At 72.2% G+C, this 19737-nt stretch carries 16 protein-coding genes; 6 read left to right on the top strand and 10 right to left on the bottom strand.

The window, feature by feature from the left end:
• Both ACWC24_RS38785 and ACWC24_RS38780 read left to right on the top strand, forming a co-directional pair.
• A partial coding sequence (locus ACWC24_RS38785) for an acyl-CoA dehydrogenase family protein (protein WP_374214750.1) occupies positions 1-77 on the top strand: 77 nt, incomplete at its 5' end.
• Between the two features lie 175 nt (positions 78-252).
• Positions 253-1092, top strand: coding sequence for an SAM-dependent methyltransferase (locus tag ACWC24_RS38780; protein ID WP_450667616.1), 840 nt, complete (start codon positions 253-255; stop codon positions 1090-1092).
• Between the two features lie 169 nt (positions 1093-1261).
• Here ACWC24_RS38780 and ACWC24_RS38775 read toward each other — a convergent pair whose 3' ends face one another.
• Positions 1262-1900 carry an HAD family hydrolase gene (locus ACWC24_RS38775; protein WP_450667615.1) on the bottom strand — a complete coding sequence of 213 codons (639 nt, stop codon included), beginning with the start codon at positions 1898-1900 and terminating at the stop codon, positions 1262-1264.
• Positions 1893-3194 (bottom strand): LCP family protein, encoded by a 1302-nt coding sequence (locus ACWC24_RS38770; RefSeq protein WP_450667614.1) that lies wholly within the window; start codon positions 3192-3194, stop codon positions 1893-1895. Before ACWC24_RS38770 ends, ACWC24_RS38775 begins: the two co-directional genes overlap by 8 nt.
• 119 nt (positions 3195-3313) lie before the next feature.
• Between ACWC24_RS38770 and ACWC24_RS38765 the strand changes: the two genes are divergently transcribed.
• Positions 3314-3871 carry an acyl-CoA thioesterase gene (locus ACWC24_RS38765; protein ID WP_450667613.1) on the top strand — a complete coding sequence of 186 codons (558 nt, stop codon included), beginning with the start codon at positions 3314-3316 and terminating at the stop codon, positions 3869-3871.
• A gap of 130 nt (positions 3872-4001) precedes the next feature.
• On the opposite strand, the gene ACWC24_RS38760 is transcribed toward ACWC24_RS38765, so the two are convergent.
• Positions 4002-5471: an LCP family protein gene (locus ACWC24_RS38760; RefSeq protein WP_450667612.1), complete on the bottom strand. Its 1470-nt coding sequence runs from the start codon at positions 5469-5471 to the stop codon at positions 4002-4004.
• 126 nt (positions 5472-5597) lie between these two features.
• Between ACWC24_RS38760 and ACWC24_RS38755 the strand changes: the two genes are divergently transcribed.
• The gene (locus tag ACWC24_RS38755) at positions 5598-6629 is read left to right on the top strand and encodes a glycosyltransferase family 2 protein (protein WP_450667611.1); all 1032 of its coding nucleotides are present in this window, start codon (positions 5598-5600) and stop codon (positions 6627-6629) included.
• Between the two features lie 86 nt (positions 6630-6715).
• On the opposite strand, the gene ACWC24_RS38750 is transcribed toward ACWC24_RS38755, so the two are convergent.
• From ACWC24_RS38750 to ACWC24_RS38735, 4 genes are all read right to left on the bottom strand, one after another.
• On the bottom strand, positions 6716-8302 hold the full coding sequence (locus tag ACWC24_RS38750) for an LCP family protein (protein ID WP_450667617.1): 1587 nt from the start codon (positions 8300-8302) through the stop codon (positions 6716-6718).
• 122 nt (positions 8303-8424) lie between these two features.
• The gene (locus tag ACWC24_RS38745) at positions 8425-10197 is read right to left on the bottom strand and encodes an LCP family protein (RefSeq protein WP_450667610.1); all 1773 of its coding nucleotides are present in this window, start codon (positions 10195-10197) and stop codon (positions 8425-8427) included.
• 243 nt (positions 10198-10440) lie between these two features.
• A complete protein-coding gene (locus tag ACWC24_RS38740) occupies positions 10441-11556 on the bottom strand; it encodes an LCP family glycopolymer transferase (RefSeq protein ID WP_450667609.1) in 1116 nt (371 codons plus the stop codon).
• Positions 11557-11973: 417 nt separating this feature from the next.
• The gene (locus ACWC24_RS38735; RefSeq protein ID WP_450667608.1) at positions 11974-12729 is read right to left on the bottom strand and encodes a TIGR03089 family protein; all 756 of its coding nucleotides are present in this window, start codon (positions 12727-12729) and stop codon (positions 11974-11976) included.
• Between the two features lie 139 nt (positions 12730-12868).
• Here ACWC24_RS38735 and ACWC24_RS38730 point away from each other — a divergent pair, with 139 nt between their 5' ends.
• Positions 12869-14437, top strand: a complete 1569-nt coding sequence (locus tag ACWC24_RS38730) for a peptidoglycan recognition protein family protein (RefSeq protein WP_450667607.1) — start codon at positions 12869-12871, stop codon at positions 14435-14437.
• A 163-nt stretch (positions 14438-14600) separates the two neighbouring features.
• Positions 14601-15683 (top strand): sugar phosphate nucleotidyltransferase, encoded by a 1083-nt coding sequence (locus tag ACWC24_RS38725; protein WP_450667606.1) that lies wholly within the window; start codon positions 14601-14603, stop codon positions 15681-15683.
• A 489-nt stretch (positions 15684-16172) separates the two neighbouring features.
• On the opposite strand, the gene ACWC24_RS38720 is transcribed toward ACWC24_RS38725, so the two are convergent.
• From ACWC24_RS38720 to cofD, 3 genes are all read right to left on the bottom strand, one after another.
• The gene (locus tag ACWC24_RS38720; protein ID WP_450667605.1) at positions 16173-17174 is read right to left on the bottom strand and encodes a DNA-3-methyladenine glycosylase family protein; all 1002 of its coding nucleotides are present in this window, start codon (positions 17172-17174) and stop codon (positions 16173-16175) included.
• A gap of 118 nt (positions 17175-17292) precedes the next feature.
• The gene (locus tag ACWC24_RS38715; RefSeq protein WP_450667604.1) at positions 17293-18624 is read right to left on the bottom strand and encodes a coenzyme F420-0:L-glutamate ligase; all 1332 of its coding nucleotides are present in this window, start codon (positions 18622-18624) and stop codon (positions 17293-17295) included.
• On the bottom strand, positions 18621-19604 hold the full coding sequence (gene cofD, locus ACWC24_RS38710) for a 2-phospho-L-lactate transferase (RefSeq protein ID WP_450667603.1): 984 nt from the start codon (positions 19602-19604) through the stop codon (positions 18621-18623). The genes ACWC24_RS38715 and cofD overlap by 4 nt, the downstream gene beginning before the upstream one ends.
• Positions 19605-19737 lie beyond the last annotated feature (133 nt).

Here is a 19737-nt window from a genome sequence, read left to right as displayed (position 1 = left end):
GCGACGCCAAGATCACCCAGATCTACGAGGGCACCAACCAGGTCCAGCGCATCGTCATGGCCCGCAACCTCCCGTAACGCGGCCGTACTTCCGCTCCCGGTGGCCCCCCGTCCCTTCCCGGACGGGGGGCCACCGTCGTACGTGCACCACCCGTCCGTCCAACATCCTTGTATGTCAAGGGCGTTGGAGCCCGCCCGGTGGTAGCTTGCAGGACGGCCGCGAGCCGACGACGACGCAAGGAGTCCTGAAGCCATGTCACAGTCCGATCTCCCCGCCGCCGAGGACGAAGGCGTCGCGCGCACCACCCGGCTGCGTACGGACGTCTCGCACTCGGCCCGCATCTGGAACTACTGGCTGGGCGGCAAGGACCACTACCCGGTGGACGAGGAGGTCGGCGACCAGATCCTCGGCTTCGTGCCGGCGCTGCCCCGCTCCGCGGTGGCGGACCGGGGCTTCCTGGCGCGGGCGGTGCGCCATCTGGCCGGAGAGGTGGGGATACGCCAGTTCCTCGACATAGGCACCGGCCTGCCGACGGCGGACAACACGCACGAGGTCGCGCAGCGGGTGGCCCCCTCGTCCCGGATCGTGTACGCCGACAACGACCCCCTGGTCCTCACCCACGCCCACGCGCTGCTCACCAGCACGCCCGAGGGCGTCACGGACTACCTCGAGGCGGACGTGCGCGACCCCGAGACGATCCTCAGGGGCGCGGCGCGCACCCTGGACCTCGACCGCCCCGTCGCCATCACCATGCTGGGCATCATCAACTTCGTGATGGACACCGACGAGGCCGTGTCCATCGTCCACCGGCTCCTGGACGCCGTTCCCTCCGGCAGCCACCTGGTGATCTCCCACCCCACCACCGAGGTCGACGGCGAGGCCATGACCCAGGCGGTCGAGTACTGGAACAGCCAGGGCTCGGCCCCCATGACCCTGCGCAGCCGGGACGACCTGACCCGTCTCTTCGACCGCGTCGAACTCCTCGAACCCGGCATCGTCTCCTGCTCCCGCTGGCGGCCCGACGTCTCCGACACCAAGGACGGGGCGCCGGTGGAGGTCACCCACTTCGCCGGGGTGGGCAGGAAGCCGTAGGGCGTACGGCGGCACCGGCGGCCGGGCGTACCGCGGCATCCGAACGAATGGCCTCGGCGCCGTCGCCGCCGCGTCGAGAGGCGCCGCGCGACGGCAGGCGTCAGGATGTGGCATCGACCCCGACCGGGTCCGAGGGCACCCCACGGGGTGCCCTCACTCCGTCGCCCGGTCAGGCGAAGAGCGGTTCCAGGGCGCGCTCCAGGTCCGGTGCCCGGCGGAAGTGCACGCCGTGCATGCCCAGCGCGGCGGCCGCCGTCACGTTCTCCTCGGTGTCGTCCACGAACAGGCACCGCTCGGGGCGCGCGCCCGCCCGGACCGCGGCCAGCTCCAGGATGCGCGGGTCCGGCTTGGCCAGGCCCACCCGGGCGCTGCTGACGACGTGGTCGGCGAGGTCGGTCAGCCCGAGCGAGTCGAGGTCGGCCTCCAGGCCCAGGGTGGCGTTGGTGACCAGGACCAGCGGCACCCGGGTGCGGGCCCGGCGCAGCAGCGACACCACCGTCTCGTCGGCGTGGAAGGGCGACTCCAGCAGGGCGGTGCCCAGCTCCCAGGCCGTCGCCTCGGGCACCAGGCCGGTCAGGCCCTCCGTGATGGACTCCACCCACTCCTGCTCGGTGGCCAGGCCCAGCAGGACCGGCAGGTCGACCTCGGGGGCGAAGGCCACCTTCATCGTGGTGCCCTCGGCCAGCCCGGCGGCCCGCTCCAGCGCCTCCAGACCGGCCGGGTCGAAGTGCCGTATGACGTTGTCGACGTCGCACAGCACCGCGTCGAAGGGCGGTCTCGGCCCGGGAAGGGGGGTCGGCTCAGTCACCGGACACCGTGACCTTCTCGTCGTTGTTCAACTCGTTCACCAGCGTCTTCACCTTCGCCTTGTCCCAGACGAGGTTGCCGCCGGTGGAGCCCGAGATCGGCATGTTCATCGACGTGCCGTCACCGCCGTTGACACCCTTCATCGCGAAGAACATGGAGCCCAGGTCCCACAGGCTCATGTCCTTGTCGACGATCAGGGAGTCCAGACCCGCGCCCATGGTCGGGTAGAACTTGAACGGGTTGAGGATCGTCCCCGGGGTGGCCACCTGGTGGGCCAGCGCCGCGAGGAACTTCTGCTGGTTCTTCGTGCGCTGGAGGTCGGACGCGGCGAAGGCGTGCCGGGTCCGGACGAAGGCCAGCGCCTCCTCGCCGTTCAGCGTCTGCTCGCCCGCCTGGAAGTCGGCGCCGGAGTACTTGTCCTTGAACGCCTTGTCGATGGTGATGTCCACCCCGCCGACCGCGTCCACGATGCCCGCGAAGCCGGCGAAGCCGATCTCGACGTAGTGGTCGATGTGCAGACCGGTGTTGAACTCGATCGCGCGGACCAGCAGCGTCGGGCCGTCCGTGGCGTACGCGGCGTTCAGCTTCATGTGCTGACCGCGGCCCTGGTAGGTCTTGCCCGACTCGGAGCCCTGGTACGTGGGTATCACCACGTCCGAGTCGCGGGGCAGGGATATCAGCGTGTCGCCGCTGCTGCCCACGTGCAGGATCATCATCGAGTCGGTGCGCTTGCCCGCGGCGGAGCCGGTGTGCAGCGCCTTCTTGTCGGCGGCGGACATGCCCTCACGGCTGTCGGAGCCGACGATCAGGTAGTTCGTGCCGTCGCCCGACTCGGGCCGGTCGATGACCTTCGACAGGTCGACCTCGCGGCGCAGCTTGCCGTCGGCCCAGAAGTACGTGCCGATGGTCGTGACCACCAGCACGCTCACCACGGTGATCGCCGTCCACTTGATCCGGCGGCGCCAGTTCGGCCGGGGCCGCCCGTACCCGTCGGGGCCCTCGGGGCCACCGGGGCCGCCACCGGGCGCGCCGTAGACATGGCCCGTGTTGTAGCCGCTGTCGTAGCCGTCGTCGTAGCCCTGGCCGTCGGTGTACGACGGCTGGTGCGGGACGCCGCCCCCGTACGGCGGCGCGGACGGGCCGGGGCCGTAACCGCCGCCCTGACCGGGCGGAGTCGCCGGACCGCGGCGGACCTGCCGCATCACACGGGCGCTCTCGGGCTGCGCGCTCGCGCTGCCGCGTCCGTGCCGGCTGCCGCCGTTCTCGTCGGACCATCCCTCGGGCCAATCGCTCATGGGCCCCAGTGTGCCGGGACCTGGGGTGTGCCCCACAAGAGCCGTCGGAAAATCAGGGCCCGGCTGTTGCCAAGCTGACACAAATTCCCTGGATGTCGCCTCGGCATAGGGTGGGGGTCATGACAGACCAGGCCCCAGCAGCGGAATCGGACACCTCGGATATCCCGGGCAAGCCGACCTCCGCGTCCCGCACCACCCTCAGCCACATCATGACCCACAACGACACCAACCTCCTGGGCTCGGTGCACGGTGGAGTGATCATGAAACTGGTCGACGACGCGGCGGGCGCGGTGGCCGGCCGGCACAGCGGCGGCCCGGCCGTCACCGCGTCCATGGACGAGATGGCGTTCCTGGAGCCGGTCAGGGTCGGTGACCTGGTGCATGTGAAGGCCCAGGTCAACTGGACCGGCAGGACCTCGATGGAGGTCGGCGTGCGGGTCCTGGCCGAGCGCTGGAACGAGTCCACCCCGGCCACCCAGGTCGGCTCGGCCTACCTCGTCTTCGCCGCGGTGGACGCCGACGGCAAGCCGCGTCGGGTACCGCCGGTCCTCCCGGAGACGGAACGCGACAAGCGCCGCTGCCAGGAGGCCCAGATCCGCCGCACCCACCGCCTCGCCCGCCGCAGGGCGATCATGGAGCTGCGGGCCCGGCGGGCGGCGGAGGGCATCGAGGACTGAGCGTGTCGGGACTGGGCGCGTCGGAGTCCGAGCGCGTCGGCCGCCGAATGCCCCGGGCCCCGGGCTCCGGGCTCCGGGCGCGTCGGGGGCCGAGGGGCCGGCACGTCCGGCGCGCCCACGGCGGCCGTCCCTACGCGCAGCCCACCTCGTCCCCGCGGACCGCCCCGAACTCGCCCTGCCGGGGATCGTCCGCCCGCACCCTGCGCACCTGGCGGAAGTCCGAGCCGGCGATCACCTTCAGCACCGGCCCCTGGCCCCGCACCGCCCGTAGTTCGCTGCCCGGCAGGGCGACGGCCAGGGACTTCGCCGAGCGGTCCCAGCGCGGGTCGTAGACGACGACCGTGCGCGTGACCGTGCGGTCGGCGGCGTTGGCGGGACGCCGGGTGGTGGCGAAGCCCGTGGCGGTCAGCGCGGCGTCCACGCGCCTGCCGAGCCCGGCGGTGGCGGTGCCGTTCTCCACCTGCACCCGGATCTGCTGCGGGGCCACCGCCACCCGCGCCGCGGCGTTGCGGGGCGGCGGCCGGTGCGTGGCCAGCGGCCTGTCGTCGCGCAGCGCCCGGAAGAGGCGCTCGGACCTGACGGGGTCCCACTTCAGCGTGGAGCCGATGCCCTTGACCGCGTATCCCATCCGGCCGATGGGCACGGTGGTGAACTCCGACGAGGACGGCGAGAAGTTGCGCATCGCCCGGCCGAGGTCCAGCAGTTCGTCCGTGCCGAAGCCCTTGTCGGCGCGCACCGAGCCGAGCACCGCCCGTGTGACGTCCCGGAACCGGATCGGGTTCAGCAGCACCCCGGAGGACGTGGCCCGGTCCACCAGCGCCGCCAGGAAGCGCTGCTGGCGCTGCATCCGGCCGAGGTCGGACGCGCCGTCCACGTGCCGGGAGCGGACGTACTGGAGGGCCTGCCCGCCCATCAGCGTGTGGGTGCCGGCCGGCAGGTCCAGTCCGGTGTAGGAGTCCTTCATCGGTACGGCGGTGCAGATCCGCACCCCGCCGAGCACGTCCACCGTCTTCATGAAGCTGGTGAAGTCGACCTCCAGATAGTGGTCGATCTTGACGTGGGTCATGCTCTCGACCGTGCGCACGGTCAGCTGCGGCCCGCCCTCCGCGTAGGCCGCGTTCAGCTTGATGGGGTGGCCGGCGTGCGGCCGGCCGGTGGTCTGGTCGACGTGCGGAGGCGTGTCGGCGTAGCTGTCGCGCGGCAGGCTCACCACGCTCGCCCGCTCCAGGTTCTCCGAGATGTGCACGATCATGATCGTGTCGGTGCAGTGGCAGGGGGCGCCGCCGAGCCGGTACTTGCGCCGCTCCGCCTCGGTGATCCGGTCCCGGCCGTCGGTGCCCACCAGCAGGACGTTCATGCCGTGGCCCGCGCGCGGGCGGTTCTTCATGTCCTTGAACGGGTCGACCCGGGCGATACCCGCGTCCAGGCTCGCGACCACGGAGTGCCCGATCCCGGCCGCGGCGAGCACCACCACCGACACCGTGGTCACCGCCCGCATGGCCCAGCGCGGCCTTCTGCGCCGTACGGGGGGCCGCGGCGCACGGCGGGCCCGCTGCGGTCGGGGCCGTGGCCGGGCGGGGGAACGGGTGGGGGTGGACAAGAGGGACACCTCCGGACGAGGCCGTACGCGATCCGTGAGCACAGTAGGCCCATACGATCTGCCGCCCAGGTTTGAGCACCCGGCGGCGCGCGCCGGTGTCGCCCGTTCGCGGTAACGTGAGCACCGATGAACGCCAAGTCCGACGTGCAGCTTCCCGCCGTTTCCGTGATCATGCCCGTCCTCAACGAGGAACGGCATCTCCGGCAGGCCGTCCGAGCGATCCTCGCCCAGGAGTACGCGGGCGAGATGGAGGTCGTGATCGCCATCGGTCCGTCCACGGACCGTACGGACGAGATCGCCGCCGAGCTCGTGGCGGAGGACCCGCGGGTGCACACCGTGCCGAACCCGACCGGTCGTACGCCCGCCGCCCTCAACGCCGCGATCAAGGCCTCCCGCCATCCGGTCGTGGTCCGCGTGGACGGCCACGGCATGCTCTCGCCGAACTACATCGCCACCGCCGTACGGCTCCTGGAGGAGACCGGCGCGCAGAACGTCGGCGGCATCATGCACGCCGAGGGCGAGAACGACTGGGAGCACGCGGTCGCCGCGGCCATGACCTCGAAGATCGGCGTCGGCAACGCCGCCTTCCACACCGGTGGACAGGCCGCCCCGGCCGAGACGGTGTACCTGGGCGTCTTCCGCCGTGAGGCACTGGAGCGGCAGGGCGGCTACAACGAGGAGTTCATCCGCGCCCAGGACTGGGAGCTGAACTTCCGGATCAGGGAGGCCGGCGGCCTCATCTGGTTCTCGCCCGAGCTGAGGGTGTCGTACCGTCCGCGCCCCAGCGTGAAGGCGCTCGCCAAGCAGTACAAGGACTACGGCCGCTGGCGGCACGTGGTCGCCCGCTACCACGAGGGCTCCATCAACCTGCGCTATCTCGCCCCGCCGGCCGCGGTCTGCGCGATCGCGGCGGGCCTCGTCGTGGGCGCGGCCCTCACCCCGTGGGGCTTCGTCATACCCGGCGGCTACCTCGCCGCGATCGTCGCCGGGTCGGTGCCCGCGGGCAAGGGGCTGCCGCTGAAGGCACGGCTCCGGATCCCCGTCGCGCTGGCCACCATGCACATGTCGTGGGGCTGGGGCTTCCTCACCAGCCCGCGGTCGCTGGCCAGGAAGGTCATCGCCTCCCGGCGGCCCGCGGTCGTCGGCGCGGAGGCCTGAGGCCTGAGGCCTGAGGCCTGAACGTACGGCTCGGCCCGGACCGCTCTCCCGCGGTCCGGGCCGATGTGTGTCCGGGGGCTGCCCGCCTACCAGGTGTAAGCCGGGTTGACCTGCATGCACTGCGAGGTGTCGGAGGCGTTGATCGCCTGCGCCGTGTCGGGCGTCTTGTCCTCGTCCGCCGGCGCCTTGTACGTCGTACCCGATCGCCAGTCCGCTCCCACCACGAGCGTGATCCCGGAGACGGCGGTGGACTTTTCCACCGCGCTCGCCGGGATGCCCAGCGCCTTCGCGACCCGCTCGGCGTCGCCCTTGAGGTCGGCGCTCGGGTAGCGGATCAGCGTGGTGGCCTCGGCCGTGGCCGCGGTGGTGTCCGCCTTGGCCTCGGTGAAGCCCTTGCCGGTCAGCAGCTCGGTCACCGCCTTGGCGCGTCCGGGGACCGGGGCCAGGGTGTCGGTGGCCGTGCCGTTGCGGACCTGGACCGCGATCTGGTCGTCCGCGGCGGCCGGATCCGCGGTCGCCGCCGGGGTGGCGGTGGCAGCGGTCTTCTTCTTGTCCTTGCCGTCGAGGGCGATGTCCTCGCGCACCATGCGGAACAGCTTCGTGGCGTCGGCCGTGGGCTTCACGCGCGCGCCGACGTATTCGTTCGGCATCGTCGTCATCGTGATGCGGTCCGTCGGGACCTTCTTGAGCTCCTCGGCCAGGTCGTACATCTTCGTGATGGTGCCCAGGCCGTCGTCGACGGTGATCGCCTTCGTCGCCGCCTCGGCGAGGCTCTGCAACTTGGTCGGGTTGGTCAGCTTCGCGCTGGCACGCAGCTCGCGGACCATCGAGTTCATGTACATGTGCTGCGCCTTGGCGCGCGCGAGGTCACTGCCGTCCTCGAAGCCGTACCGGGTGCGCAGCCACTGGAGGGCCTGCTTGCCCTTGATCGGCGTCGTGCCCTCCTTCAGCTTCAGGCCCGAGCCGTGGCCGGTGGAGGTGTGCGACCAGACGTTGGCGCTCACACAGACCGGGACGCCGCCTATCGCGTCCGCCATGGAGACCACACCGGAGAAGTCGATCATCATGAAGTGGTCGATGTGGATGTCGGTCAGCTTCTCCCACGTCGCCACCGTGCAGCCCGGACCGCCGCGGCCCAGCGACTGGTTCGCCATCACGGTCGTGGTGCTCGCCGCGTAGACCTTGCCGGTGTCCGGGTCCGTGCACTTGGGTATGTCGAGCAGGGTGTCGCGCGGCATGCTCACGACCGACATGTTGGAGCGGTCGGCGGAGACGTGCAGCAGCATCTGGACGTCGGCGAGGGGAGTGCCGCCGAAGGTCTCCTTGGCGCCGCCGAGCTTCTGGTTCTCCTCGGTGTCGCGCGCGTCCGAACCGATCAGCAGGATGTTCATCGCGGTCTGTCCGGCCGCGTTCGCCTTCGTGCCGGCGGCTCTGTCCTTCTCGTCGCCGATGTTCAACGCATCCTTGTGGATGTTGCCGTTGAGGTGGCGGTAATACAGGTATCCGGCGCCGGCCGTGCCGAGTATGACCACGGCCATCACCGTCGCCGACCAGCGCAGCACCCGCCGGCTGCGGCCCGGCTTCTTGGTGCCGTGGCCACCGTCCCCGTGCAGTTCCTGGTCCGACAGTTCCTGGTCCGACGGCGTGCCCTGGCCCTGCGGCGTGAGCGACATCGTGTCGTCCACCGCAGACGCCTCCCCTCGCACAATGCTCTGCGCCAACTCCAGCCTCCCCACCCTGCGCCCGACAACGGGTCCGTCCCGCGTTCTAAGAGACGCGTGACGGACCCGTTAGGTCACTTGGCGCACTCAACCTTGTCCGCTGTGGACGTACTGACCGTGTCCGGCACCTTTGTCGCCGCGGTCAGGGATACGCCCGCACCCTTGAAGTCCTTGCCGAGAGTCAGCGTCATCGCGGGCAGACCTTGCGAGTTGGTCACGCTCTCGCCGGGCTTCATCGCGGATCCGGAGAGACCCATGAGCTTGGCGAGCTTGCGTGCCTGGTCGGCCTGGTCGGGCGCGTACTCCAGCGTTGTCTTGCTCAGAGCCGCCGGGGCGTTGCCCGCGTTCTCCGACTTCGTCACGCCCTCATCATTCTGCAGCCAGTTAAGTGTTTCCTGTGCGCTGCCGGCCACGGCCCCGCCGTTCAGGATCCGCACCCGCACCTCGGAGGCCGCGGACTGGGCGCCCTCCAGGCGCTTGGCGGCCTCGGCGGCCTCCTTGCTCTTGGCTGCCTTCTTCTGCGCCGCGACCTCGGTGAAGGACACGTCGTCCTGGATCATCTGGAAGATCGTGGGCGCCGTGGCCGTGTTGAGAACGACCGTGGCCTTCACCTTCTCGGCCGGGTTGTCGAGCACCGGCACGGTGGCGAACGTCAGGTTCTTGGGGTTGAGCTTGCCCAGCTCCAGCCCGAGGTCCTTCAGCTTGCCGATGCTGTCGAGCTGGGAGTCCACGGTCAGCGCCTTGGTGGCCGCCTCGGCCACCTTCACCATCTTCGACGGACTGGTGAGGGTGGAGTTGGAACTCAGCTTGCGCATCAGCGCGCTGAGGAACTGCTGCTGCAGCGCGATCCGGCTCAGGTCGCCGCCGAAACCGACGGCGTGCCGGGTACGGACGAAGGCGAGCGCCGTCTCGCCCTCGATGTGCTGGGTCCCCTTCTTCAGGTTCAGGTGCGAGCCGGAGTCGTTGATGTCCTTGCCGAGACACACGTCGACACCGCCGACCGCCGTGGTCAGCGTCTTGACCGCGTTGAAGTCGGCCACCATGAAGTTGTCCGGGGTGATCCCGGTCAGTTCGGTGACCGTGCGCATGGTGCAGCTCGGTGTCCGCTCGTCCTGGCCGAGGCTGGTGTTGAAGCGGACGCCGTCCGTGCCCTTGATGACCTTGGTGGTGCCGTCCGCCTGCGTCGTCGGGCAGTCCGGGACGTCCACGATCAGGTCGCGCGGGATGCTGAGCGCGGTCGCGTTCGTCCGGTCCTTGGAGACGTGCAGCAGGATCGTGGTGTCGGCGTGGCCGACGCTGCCGGCGTCGCCGTAGCCCTTGTTGCCCGCGCCGGTGCGCTTGTCGGTGCCGATGATCAGGACGTTGATCGCCTTGTCCTTGTTGAAGCCACCGGTGCTCGCGCCGTCGTCCGGGGACGACTGGATGTTGTCGTTGAGGTGCTTGATGTAGAGGTATCCCGCGCCGGCGCCGGCGACCAGCACGAAGGCCATCGTGCCGCCGGTCCACATCAGGATCTTCTTCGCGCGTGACTTCTTCTTCTCGGGCCGCCGTCCCCTCCGTCCGGGCGGCGGTTCCTCGGGCACGCCACGGCGTCGGCGCGGTGCCGGGATGTCGTGATCCGGCACCTCCCTCTCCCGTCCGGGCGGCGCGGCGGTACGACTGCGCGCTGTGCTCTTGTTCACATCCGCGGCACCCGATCCGCGTGGCGCGGATCGGCGAGGCCTGGGAACCGCTGATTGCGGAGTGGAAGGAGCCAGTCGCAGTTCGTATTCGCCGGTGTTCGGATTGAGTACCCACTGGTCTGCGGGGTCGATGTTGTCCGCCCGCCCACGGCCTTGCGCGTCCACGGTTGTCCGAATCCTCCGTCAGGGCCACGCGGCGCCTTTCCCCCCTCGAGGCGCTCGGGTCACGGTCACACAGTGCGCGACCCGAGGCAGGACCTCGCGGGCCAGGGCACCGGGAGCGCTCACACTATCCGCCCAGTTCAACGTCAGGCGACGACGGTGACAAATTCCACGTTCCTACAAGCGGGCAATACGCCCATTTCCTTGAACTGGCGTTCGTAAATGTACGTCAGCTTGGCAAGCGCTTTACTCGCAGCTGTCCTCGGCGGCCGTGTGACCCCGGAAGACGGGTGTGGCGAACGCGGAGTCATTTAGGTAGGAATCGCCGGAATTCTTCGAAGGGTTCCGGGAGATCCGTACCGGCGCGTCGTGGCGCAGCTTTTCGAATAGACGTTCAGCCGCGGGTTCCACGAGCTGATCACGGTTGGCGTCGTACACGTACGACCGCCGCGGCACGGTCAGGAACTGCACGCGCTTCACGGGGACGTCGCGCAGTCCGCGCACGAGCTCGTAGAGACCGCGCAGGCTCGCCAGGCCCGGGTCGGTGGTGAGCGACGACGTCGCCGCGTCCAGCACCGGGTAGAGCTTGCCCGGATTGAGCAGTACGTCGTCGCTCCGCACCTTGTCCACCAGCGCGCCGAGGAACCGTTGCTGGCGGTCCATCCGGCTGGTGTCGCTGCCGTCGCCGAGCGACTTGCGGGCGCGGACGTAACCGAGAGCCTGTTCGCCGTCGAGCGTGACGCGGCCGGCGGGCAGCCTCAGCCTGGCCGCCTTGTCGGTGATGGGGCCCTTCAGGCACACCTGGACGCCATCGACGGCGTCCACCATGTCCTTGAACCCGGTGAAGTCGACGACGGCGTAGTGGTCGACGCGGATATCGGTGAGCTTCTCCACCGTGCGCACCGTGCAGGCCGAACCGCCCATCTGGAAGGCGTAGTTGAACATCGAGAACGTGGGCTCGGTGTGGCTGCCGTCGGGGCGCAGGCACGAGGGCACGTCCACCATCAGGTCGCGCGGCAGGGAGACGGCGGTCGCGCTGCGCCGCCCGGCGGCCAGGTGCAGCAGGATCGTCGTGTCCGACCGCGCGGTCCCCGAGTCCCGCCCGTACTTCCCGTTCCCGTCCCCCGAGCGCGAGTCCGAACCGATCAGCAGGATGTTCTGCGCGTCGTGCACGAGTGCCGTGGGCCGCTCACGGTCGTACCGGGCGAGTTCCGCCGCGGCCGCGTCGTCGGCCCTGATGTTGCCGTCCAGCTTCGCGTACACCGTCCACCCGGCCCCGACGGCACCGGCGACGAGCACCGTCACCCCGATCGCCGCTCCCTGCAGCCACCGCCGTCGCCGCCGTATCAGCCCGCTGCCCACGGCGGTGGCCCCCGCTCCCGGCCCGAGACACCCCCCGGAGGACCGAGCCCCGTCGGCGCACCGGCCCCGGACGGCTTCCGCCGCGTCGTCGGTCACGTCCGGGTCCACCCCCTCATCGCGTACCAGGGTGCTGCTCCTACGACCATGGCGCGACCGAAGCGGCCCTGCGGGCGGGAGTACGCCGAACGGGCGACCCCTTCAGGGGCGCGGGGAACCGTGCACCCGGCCGCACCCCAGGGGCGCGGGGAACCGCACGCCAGGCCCAGCCTGCCCGCGGATTCCACCGGCCCTCCGGCGAAATCCCCAGGGGCGCGGGGAGCCGTGCACCAAGCCGCACCCAAGGGGCGCGAGGAGCCGCGCACCAGGCCGCAGCCGGCCTGCGGATTCCACCGGCCCTCCGGCGGAGCCGGCCCGCGCCTAGCGAACCGCCGTCACCCGCTCGCTCTCGACCCGCTTCGCGAGCCCGTCGTCCGAGAGTTCCTCCAGGTGCCGGCACAGCACCACGGACCCGCCGCTCGCCAGCGCCGCGTACAGCCCGGCGCTCAGCCCCTCCCACGTGTCGTAGGGCAGCCCCGACAGCAGTCGGGCCCCGGGCCCGGTGAACCCCAGCCCGGCGGCTTCGTCCCGTGCCCGCGCCACGACCTCGGCCCCCGTGAACTCCGCACCGGCCACGATCAGCGCGGGCTCCTCCGGGTCCACGGGCACGTACGGCGCGAACCGGTCGCCATGGGCCGGCACGTCCACCGCGTAATCGGCGTAGCCCTCGGGGGGCCCCGGCAGGAAGCGGCGGCCGAGCGGCGCCAGCGACAGGGCGTACCGCTCCCCGCGGCACGCGAGCCCCGCCTCGAACCGTCCCGGTCCGGCCACGACGAAGTCCGCTCGCGCCGGATCCCCCGACATGTCCGCGACGACACCCACCGAAGAGCACGCCAGCAGCCACACCGCCGTCTGCCAGTGCGCGGGCAGCAGCAGCGCGACCCGGTCGCCCGGTTCCGCGGACAGTCCGTCCTGGAGGAGGTTGGCGGTCTTGGCCACCCAATTGGCGAAGGTGGCCACGGACAGTTCGACACGTTCGCCGGTGGCGTCGTCGTAGAAGGTCACCAGGGGGCGCGCGGGATCCGCGGCGAGCGCGGAACGCAGCAGGTCGGCAGGGGTGCGATCGGTGGCGTTCACCCGCGCAAGCGTACGCGGGCGGTGCCGCGGGCTCCCACCGGCGGGCCGGTCGCGGGCCACCGGTTCGGCGGAACGACGTCCGACGGGCCGTCAGTTCTCCGATGGACAGACATATATGACTATGTCCAGGATCGGCGATATGCGTGGATTGCTTGCTTCTTCGATCGGTGTCACCTGTGCGGCCGCCCTCGCCCTGCCGCTGAGTCCGCCCGCCGCCGCGGCGCCCATGCCGGTGTCCGCGAGCTTGCTCCCGACCGGCGACGCGGCCGCCCCCGCCACGGCCGCGGCCGACCTGGCCGAGTCCGCCGCGGTCCGGTCCGCCACGGCCGCGGCCGCCGCGTCCGACCTGCCCGGCAGCACCCAGTCGCTGCCCCTCGTCCCCCTCGCTCCCGACCACCGGGGCTCCGCCACCCGCACCCCCGGCACCCTGGCCAAGGACCAGGGTCTGCCGCGCCGCGGCGTGCACCGCTTCTCCCTGGTCGGTGTCGTCTGGGACGACCCGGACGTCGAACTGCGCGGCCGCGTCCAGGTCCGCACCCGCGCGGTCGGCACCCGTGCCTGGTCCGGCTGGAGGAACGTCGACACGCACAACGGCGACCACGGCGCAGACCCCGGCACCGCCGAGCGCGCCGCGGGCCGGGTGCGGGGCGCCACCGCGCCCCTGTGGGTGGGTGATTCGAACGGAGTCGAGGTGCGCGTCCACACCGAGTACGGAGCCCACGGCCCGGCCTCGGTCCAACGCGCGGGCCGTGTCCCGCGCGCGGTGCTCCCGGCCGGCTCCCGGCTCCCCTCCGGACTGCGCCTCGAACTCGTCGACCCGGGACGCGCGAACCCCGGCCCGGCTGCCCGCGCCGTGCGGTCGGGGCCGCGCCACGTGCCGGTGGCCGCACCGCGCACCGGTGCCGTGAAGTTCCGTACGCCGCTGGGGACATCGGGCGCCGGGGTCCGACCGGCCGCCGCCGCGGCCACCGCGTCCGCGGCCAACGCCGACCTGGTCCCGCTCGGCGCCACCGTGATCCCCGCGCTGACCCGGCGCCAGACCGTGGACGAACTGCGCACCCTGCCGGCCGCCGACCCGGCGCAGCGGCAACGGGCGACGCCGTACATCGGCCCGCGCCCGCGCATCGTCACCCGGCTCGGCTGGGGCGCGAGCGAGACGCTGCGGGAGAAGGGGTTCGTCTACACGTCGAAGGTCAAGGCCGCCTTCGTGCACCACACGGCCTCCGGCAACACGTACACGTGTTCACAGGTGCCGTCGCTCATCCGCGGTATCTACCGCTACCACGTCAAGAGCATGGGCTGGCGGGACATCGGCTACAACTTCCTCGTCGACAAGTGCGGAAACATCTACGAGGGGCGCGCCGGGGGAGTGGCGAAGCCGGTCCGGGGTGCGCACACCCTCGGTTTCAACACCGACAGCATGGGGATCGCGGTCCTGGGCACGTACGGCACCACCAAGCCGGCCGCCGCGGCGGTGACGGCCGTCGCCCGGCTGACGGCGTGGAAGCTGGGTCTGTTCGGCGCCAATCCGCGCGGAAAGACATATCTGACGTCCGGCGGTGGCAATCTCTACCGAAAAGGTAAGAAGGTACGACTGAACGTGATCTCCGGCCACCGGGACGGGTTCGCCACGGAGTGCCCAGGGCGGCAGCTCTACGGAAAACTCGGCACGGCCCGCACGAACGCGGCCCGCTACCAGGGGCGCTGACGGCCGGAGCGGGTTCGGCGGGGCGCATTCACCGCCGTCGGGGGACAGCCGGGAACCAGGGGCGGACACCGCGCGGCAACCGAAGAAGCCAACGAGACGGTCTGCGTACACTGGCCGGCCGAAAGACAGTTCGGCCGGTCCCGGCAGGAAGCAGAGACGACAGGTGACAGAAGCCATCCTCCTGGTCGGCGGCAAGGGAACCAGGCTGCGCCCGCTCACGGTGCACACGCCCAAACCCATGGTCCCGGCGGCCGGGGTGCCGTTCCTCACGCACCAGCTGGCGAGAGCGAGAGCGGCGGGCGTGGACCACATCGTCCTCGCCACGTCCTACCTGGCCGAGGTCTTCGAACCCCACTTCGGCGACGGCTCCGAACTGGGTCTGCACATCGAGTACGTCACGGAGGAGGAGCCCCTCGGCACCGGCGGCGCGATCCGCAACGTCGCCTCCCGGCTGCACTGCGGCCCCGACGAACCGGTCCTGGTCTTCAACGGCGACATCCTCACGGGCCTGGACATCAGGGCGCTGGTGGACACCCACGAGTCGACCGGCGCGGACGTATCCCTCCACCTCACGAAGGTCACGGACCCGCGCGCCTACGGCCTGGTCCCCACCGACGGGACCGGCAGGGTCCTGGCCTTCCTGGAGAAGCCCCAGACACCCGAGGAGATCATCACCGACCAGATCAACGCGGGGGCGTACGTCTTCCGCCGCTCGGTCATCGACACGATCCCGCGGGACCGCCCGGTCTCCGTCGAACGCGAGACCTTCCCGCAGCTGCTCGCGGCCGGCGCCCACCTCCAGGGTCTGGTCGACTCGACGTACTGGCTCGACCTCGGCACCCCGGCGGCCTTCGTACGGGGCTCGGCGGACCTGGTCCTGGGCCGTGCCCCCTCGCCTGCCGTCCCCGGCCGCTGCGGCGACCGTCTCGTCCTGCCGACGGCCAGGGTCGCCCCGGACGCCAAGCTGACCGGCGGGACGGTGGTGGGCGAGGGCGCGTTCGTCGCGGAGGGCGTCCGGGTGTTCGGCAGCACGATCCTGCCCGGCGCCGTCATCGAACCGGGCGCCGTCATCACCGACTCGCTCATCGGCACCCGGGCCCGCGTCGGCCGGCGCTCCGTGCTCACCGGCGCGGTCGTCGGCGACGGCGCGGTGGTCGGCGCAGACAACGAGCTCCGGGACGGCGTCCGCGTCTGGTGCGACGCCCGTATCCCGGCAGGCTCGGTCCGCTTCTCCTCCGACCAGTAGCACCACCACCCCAAGGGGCGCCGCCACCAGGCCGCGCCCCACCCTCCGAGCCCCGCGGGCGGCTGTGCCGCGCTCCGGGACCCGCGGGCGACCGTGCCGCGCTCCGAGATCCGTCGGAGGCTGGGCCGCCAGGCCGCGCCCCACCCCCTCCACGGGTGGCCGTGCCGGGCTCCGGGACCCGCGGGCGACCGTGCCGCGCTCCGAGATCCGTCGGCGGCTGTGCCGCCAGGCCGCGCCCCACCCCCTCCACGGGTGGCCGTGCCGGGCTCCGGGACCCGCGGGCGACCGTGCCGCGCTCCGGGACCCGCGGGCGGCTGGGCCGGGCCGCGGCCCACCCTTCGAGATCCGCGGGCGGTTGTGCCGCCAGGGGCGGCACGGGCGGGCGCGGGCGGTGCCCCGTCAGTGCCGGGCCGCGCACCCCACCCGGCCTCGGCACCAACCCCGTGTGCTGACGCCCCGGGGCACCTCCCCGTACGGCCAGGGCCGCCCCTACAACCGGCCGATGTCCCACTGCGGCATCTTCGGCGTGCGCCGCGCCGGAATCCTCCCGCCCAGCAGGATCAGCCGTGCCGCCCGGTGCCGCTGCCCCGCGTACGGCTCCAGCAGCTTCAGCATCACCGCGTCGTCCGCGTCCCGGTCCCCGGCGAGCGCCCAGCCCACGATCCCCGGCAGATGCAGATCCCCCACGGTCACCGCGTCCGGCGCCCCATGGCTGCGCTGCACGGTCTCCGCCGACGTCCACGGCCCGATCCCCGGCACGAGCTCCAGCCGTGCCTGGGCGTCCCGAGGCGGCATCCCGGCCGCCTCCTCCAGCCGCGCCGCGACCCGCACGGCCCGCAGGACGGTCGACGCCCGCTTGTTGTCGACCCCGGCGCGGTGCCACTCCCAGGACGGGACGAGCGCCCAGGTCCGAGGCGCGGGCATCACCCACATCCGCCCGTCCACGGGACCCGGTGCCGGCTCCCCGAACTTGCGCACCAGCAGCCGCCACGCCCGGTACGCCTCGTCGGTCGTGACCTTCTGCTCCAGGATCGACGGGATCAACGACTCCAGCACCCGCCCGGTCCGGGTCAGCCGCAGCCCGGGCCGCCGGTGCCGGGCGACGGCGACCAGCCGGTGCCGTGGCTCGAAGACGGCGGGATCGTCCGCGGCACCGAGCAGCTCAGGCAGCCGGTCCAGCAGCCACTCCGCCCCGGGGCCCCAGGCCTCGCCGCGGACCTCGGCGCCGCGCGCGGTGACCCGCAGCGTCCCGGGCCCGGCGGGCGTCAGGCTGGTCCGCCACACGGACCCGTCCGGTGTCGTACGGAAGGTGGGATCCGCCGGGCCGCGCCGCAGCGGCCCCAGCACCAGCCCCAGATCCAGCGGGCCGTCCGGCACCCAGGTGCGCACCCGCCCCGGCGCGGGAGCCGGCCGCGGCACGCCCCCGGGCACCGCGACCTGCCCGCCTCGCATGTTCGTACGCGGGGGGCGTGGAGCGAATCGTCCTGCCACGGATGAGGTCCCAGGGGTGCCGGAGGAGTTCATGGATCGAAGGGGCGTCGTACGGGATCCGGCGGCGTCGCACGGGAGCCGGGGGTGTCCTACGAGGGTAGGCGTTCGGCCGCCGTGATCACCGCACCTCGACGAAGGCCTCCGCGGTCCGCTCCGGCCGGGGCCGCGGCAACTCCGCGGGATGGCCGATGGCGACGGCCCCCATCGGATCCCAGTGCGCGGGCAGGTCCAGCACCTCGCGCACCACGTCCCGGCAGAACATCGTCGACGACACCCAAGCGGACCCGAGCCGCTCCCCGGCCAGCGCCACCAGGAAGTTCTGCACCCCGGCCCCGGTCGCGACCACGAACATCTCCCGCTCGGCCCCGTCGCGGCGCGCGTCCCCGTACGTGTGCGACCCGTCCATGACGAGACACGGCACGGCGAGGTACGGCGCGGCGCGCAGCACCTCGCCGCGCCGCACCCGCTTGGCGATGGACTCCTCGCTCTTGCCGTCCCGCCGCAGGTCGGCGATCCAGGCGTCCCGCATGGCGTCCAGCAGCCCGGTCCGCGACCGCTCGGACTCCAGCAGCACGAACCGCCACGGCGTGGTGTGGTGCGGCGCGGGAGCCGTCACGGCCGCGGCCACCGCCCGCCGTACGGCGCCCGGGTCGACCGGCTCGTCCGTGAAGGCCCGTACCGTACGCCGCTGGGTCACCGCCTCGCGGACCGCCTCCGACGTCCCGAGCCGGAACATGTCGTCACGCGCCTCGCGCACCAGGGCCCGCGCACCGTCGGTGCCGCCCTGGGCCAGCACGTGCGACAGCCCGCGCGCCACGGCGACCGGCAGTCCCGCGGCCTTGCCCTTCACCAGGTCACCGGCGGCGGCCAGCTCGTCGGCCGTCGCCACGACGGTGGCGCTGAGCGGATTGCCGTGCCCGTCCGTGCCGCCGCGCAGGTCGTCGAGGACGCGCACCCCGGCGGCGCCGATGGCGACGTCCGTGAGCCCCGCGCGCCAGGGGCGCCCGAAGGTGTCCGTGATCACGACGCCGACCTCGACACCGAGGATGTGGCGCAGCCCGTCCCGTATCGAACGGGCCGAGGCGTCCGGATCCTCGGGCAGCAACAGGACCGTCCCCACAGGGGTGTTGGAGGCGTCGACCCCCGCGGCCGCCATCACGAGGCCCTGCCGGTTCTCGACGATCCGCAGTGCGCCGCGGCGCGCCACGACCCGTACGGTCTCGGCGTCGATCGCGGCCTCCCGGTCGCTCGCCTCGACGACGCGCCCCTCCGCCTTGGACACGATCTTCGAGGTGACGAGGAGCACATCCCCGTCGGCGAGCCCCGGTTCGGCCGCGGCGATCAGCTTGGCGAGGTCGTCGCCCGCGGCCACCTCGGGGATGCCGGGCACGGCCCAGACCTTGAAGCCGTCGGCGCCCGCGGCGGTGCCCTCGGCGGACAGGTCGCTCACGCCCCCCGCACCTCCTCCGCCAGGTCCAGCGCCTCCCGGGCCATCTGCGCCGTCGCGTCGAGGCCGGTCATCATCAGGGGCACCGCGCGGCAGCGGATGCCGGCCGCCCGGACCCGCTCCACCACGCCCGCGTCCACGGTGTCGACTAGCCAGCCGTCGAGGAGACCCGAACCGTAGTGCTCGGCCACCGCGGCGGCCGTGGACTCCACTCCGACTGCGGCGAGCACCTTGTCGGCCATGCCGCGCACGGGCGCGTCCCCGACGATGGGGGACAGACCCACCACCGGCACCCCCGCGTCGGCGATCGCCTCCCGGATGCCGGGCACCGCGAGGATGGTGCCGATCGAGACGACCGGGTTGGACGGCGGGAACAGGACGACGTCCGCCTGCGCGATCGCCTCCAGCACCCCGGGCGCCGGCTTCGCCTGCTCCGCGCCGACCGGCACGACCGCCTCCGCGGGCACCGAGGCCCGCAACCGCACCCAGTACTCCTGGAAGTGGATCGCCCGGCGCTCGCCCGCGCCCGCGGCGGGGTCGCCCTCGGGCAAGGTGACGGCCACGTGCGTCTCGACGCGGTCGTCCGTCATCGGGATCAGCCGCACGCCCGGCTTCCAGCGGTCGCAGAGCGCCGCCGTCACCGCGCTGAGCGGATATCCGGCGCCGATCATCTGGGTCCGCACGATGTGCGTGGCGAAGTCCCGGTCGCCCAGCCCGAACCACTCCGGTCCGACGCCGTACGCGGCGAGTTCCTCCTTCAGGTGGAACGTCTCGTCGTCCCGCCCCCAGCCCTGCTCCTCGTTGATGCCGCCGCCGAGCGTGTACATCACCGTGTCGAGGTCCGGGCAGACCTTCAGCCCGAACAGGTGGATGTCGTCCCCGGTGTTGCCGATGACCGTGATGTCCGCGTCCGGGGCGGCCTGCTTCAGACCGCGCAGGAACCGGGCACCGCCGATGCCGCCTGCCAGAACCACAATGCGCATGGGGCCAAGTCTCGCAGGCCGCGACGACACCATGGCAGGCGGTTGTGGACAACCGGCGCACGGTGGACGGACATCGGCCCGCGGCCCCACGCCTCCGTCAGGCCTGCGCGCCTGTCGTGACCGTCACGCCTGT

This window comes from Streptomyces sp. NPDC001443, from assembly GCF_053597355.1.
The sequence above is the reverse complement of the archived record's forward strand: the minus strand, read 5'-3'. Positions and strand labels throughout refer to the sequence as shown.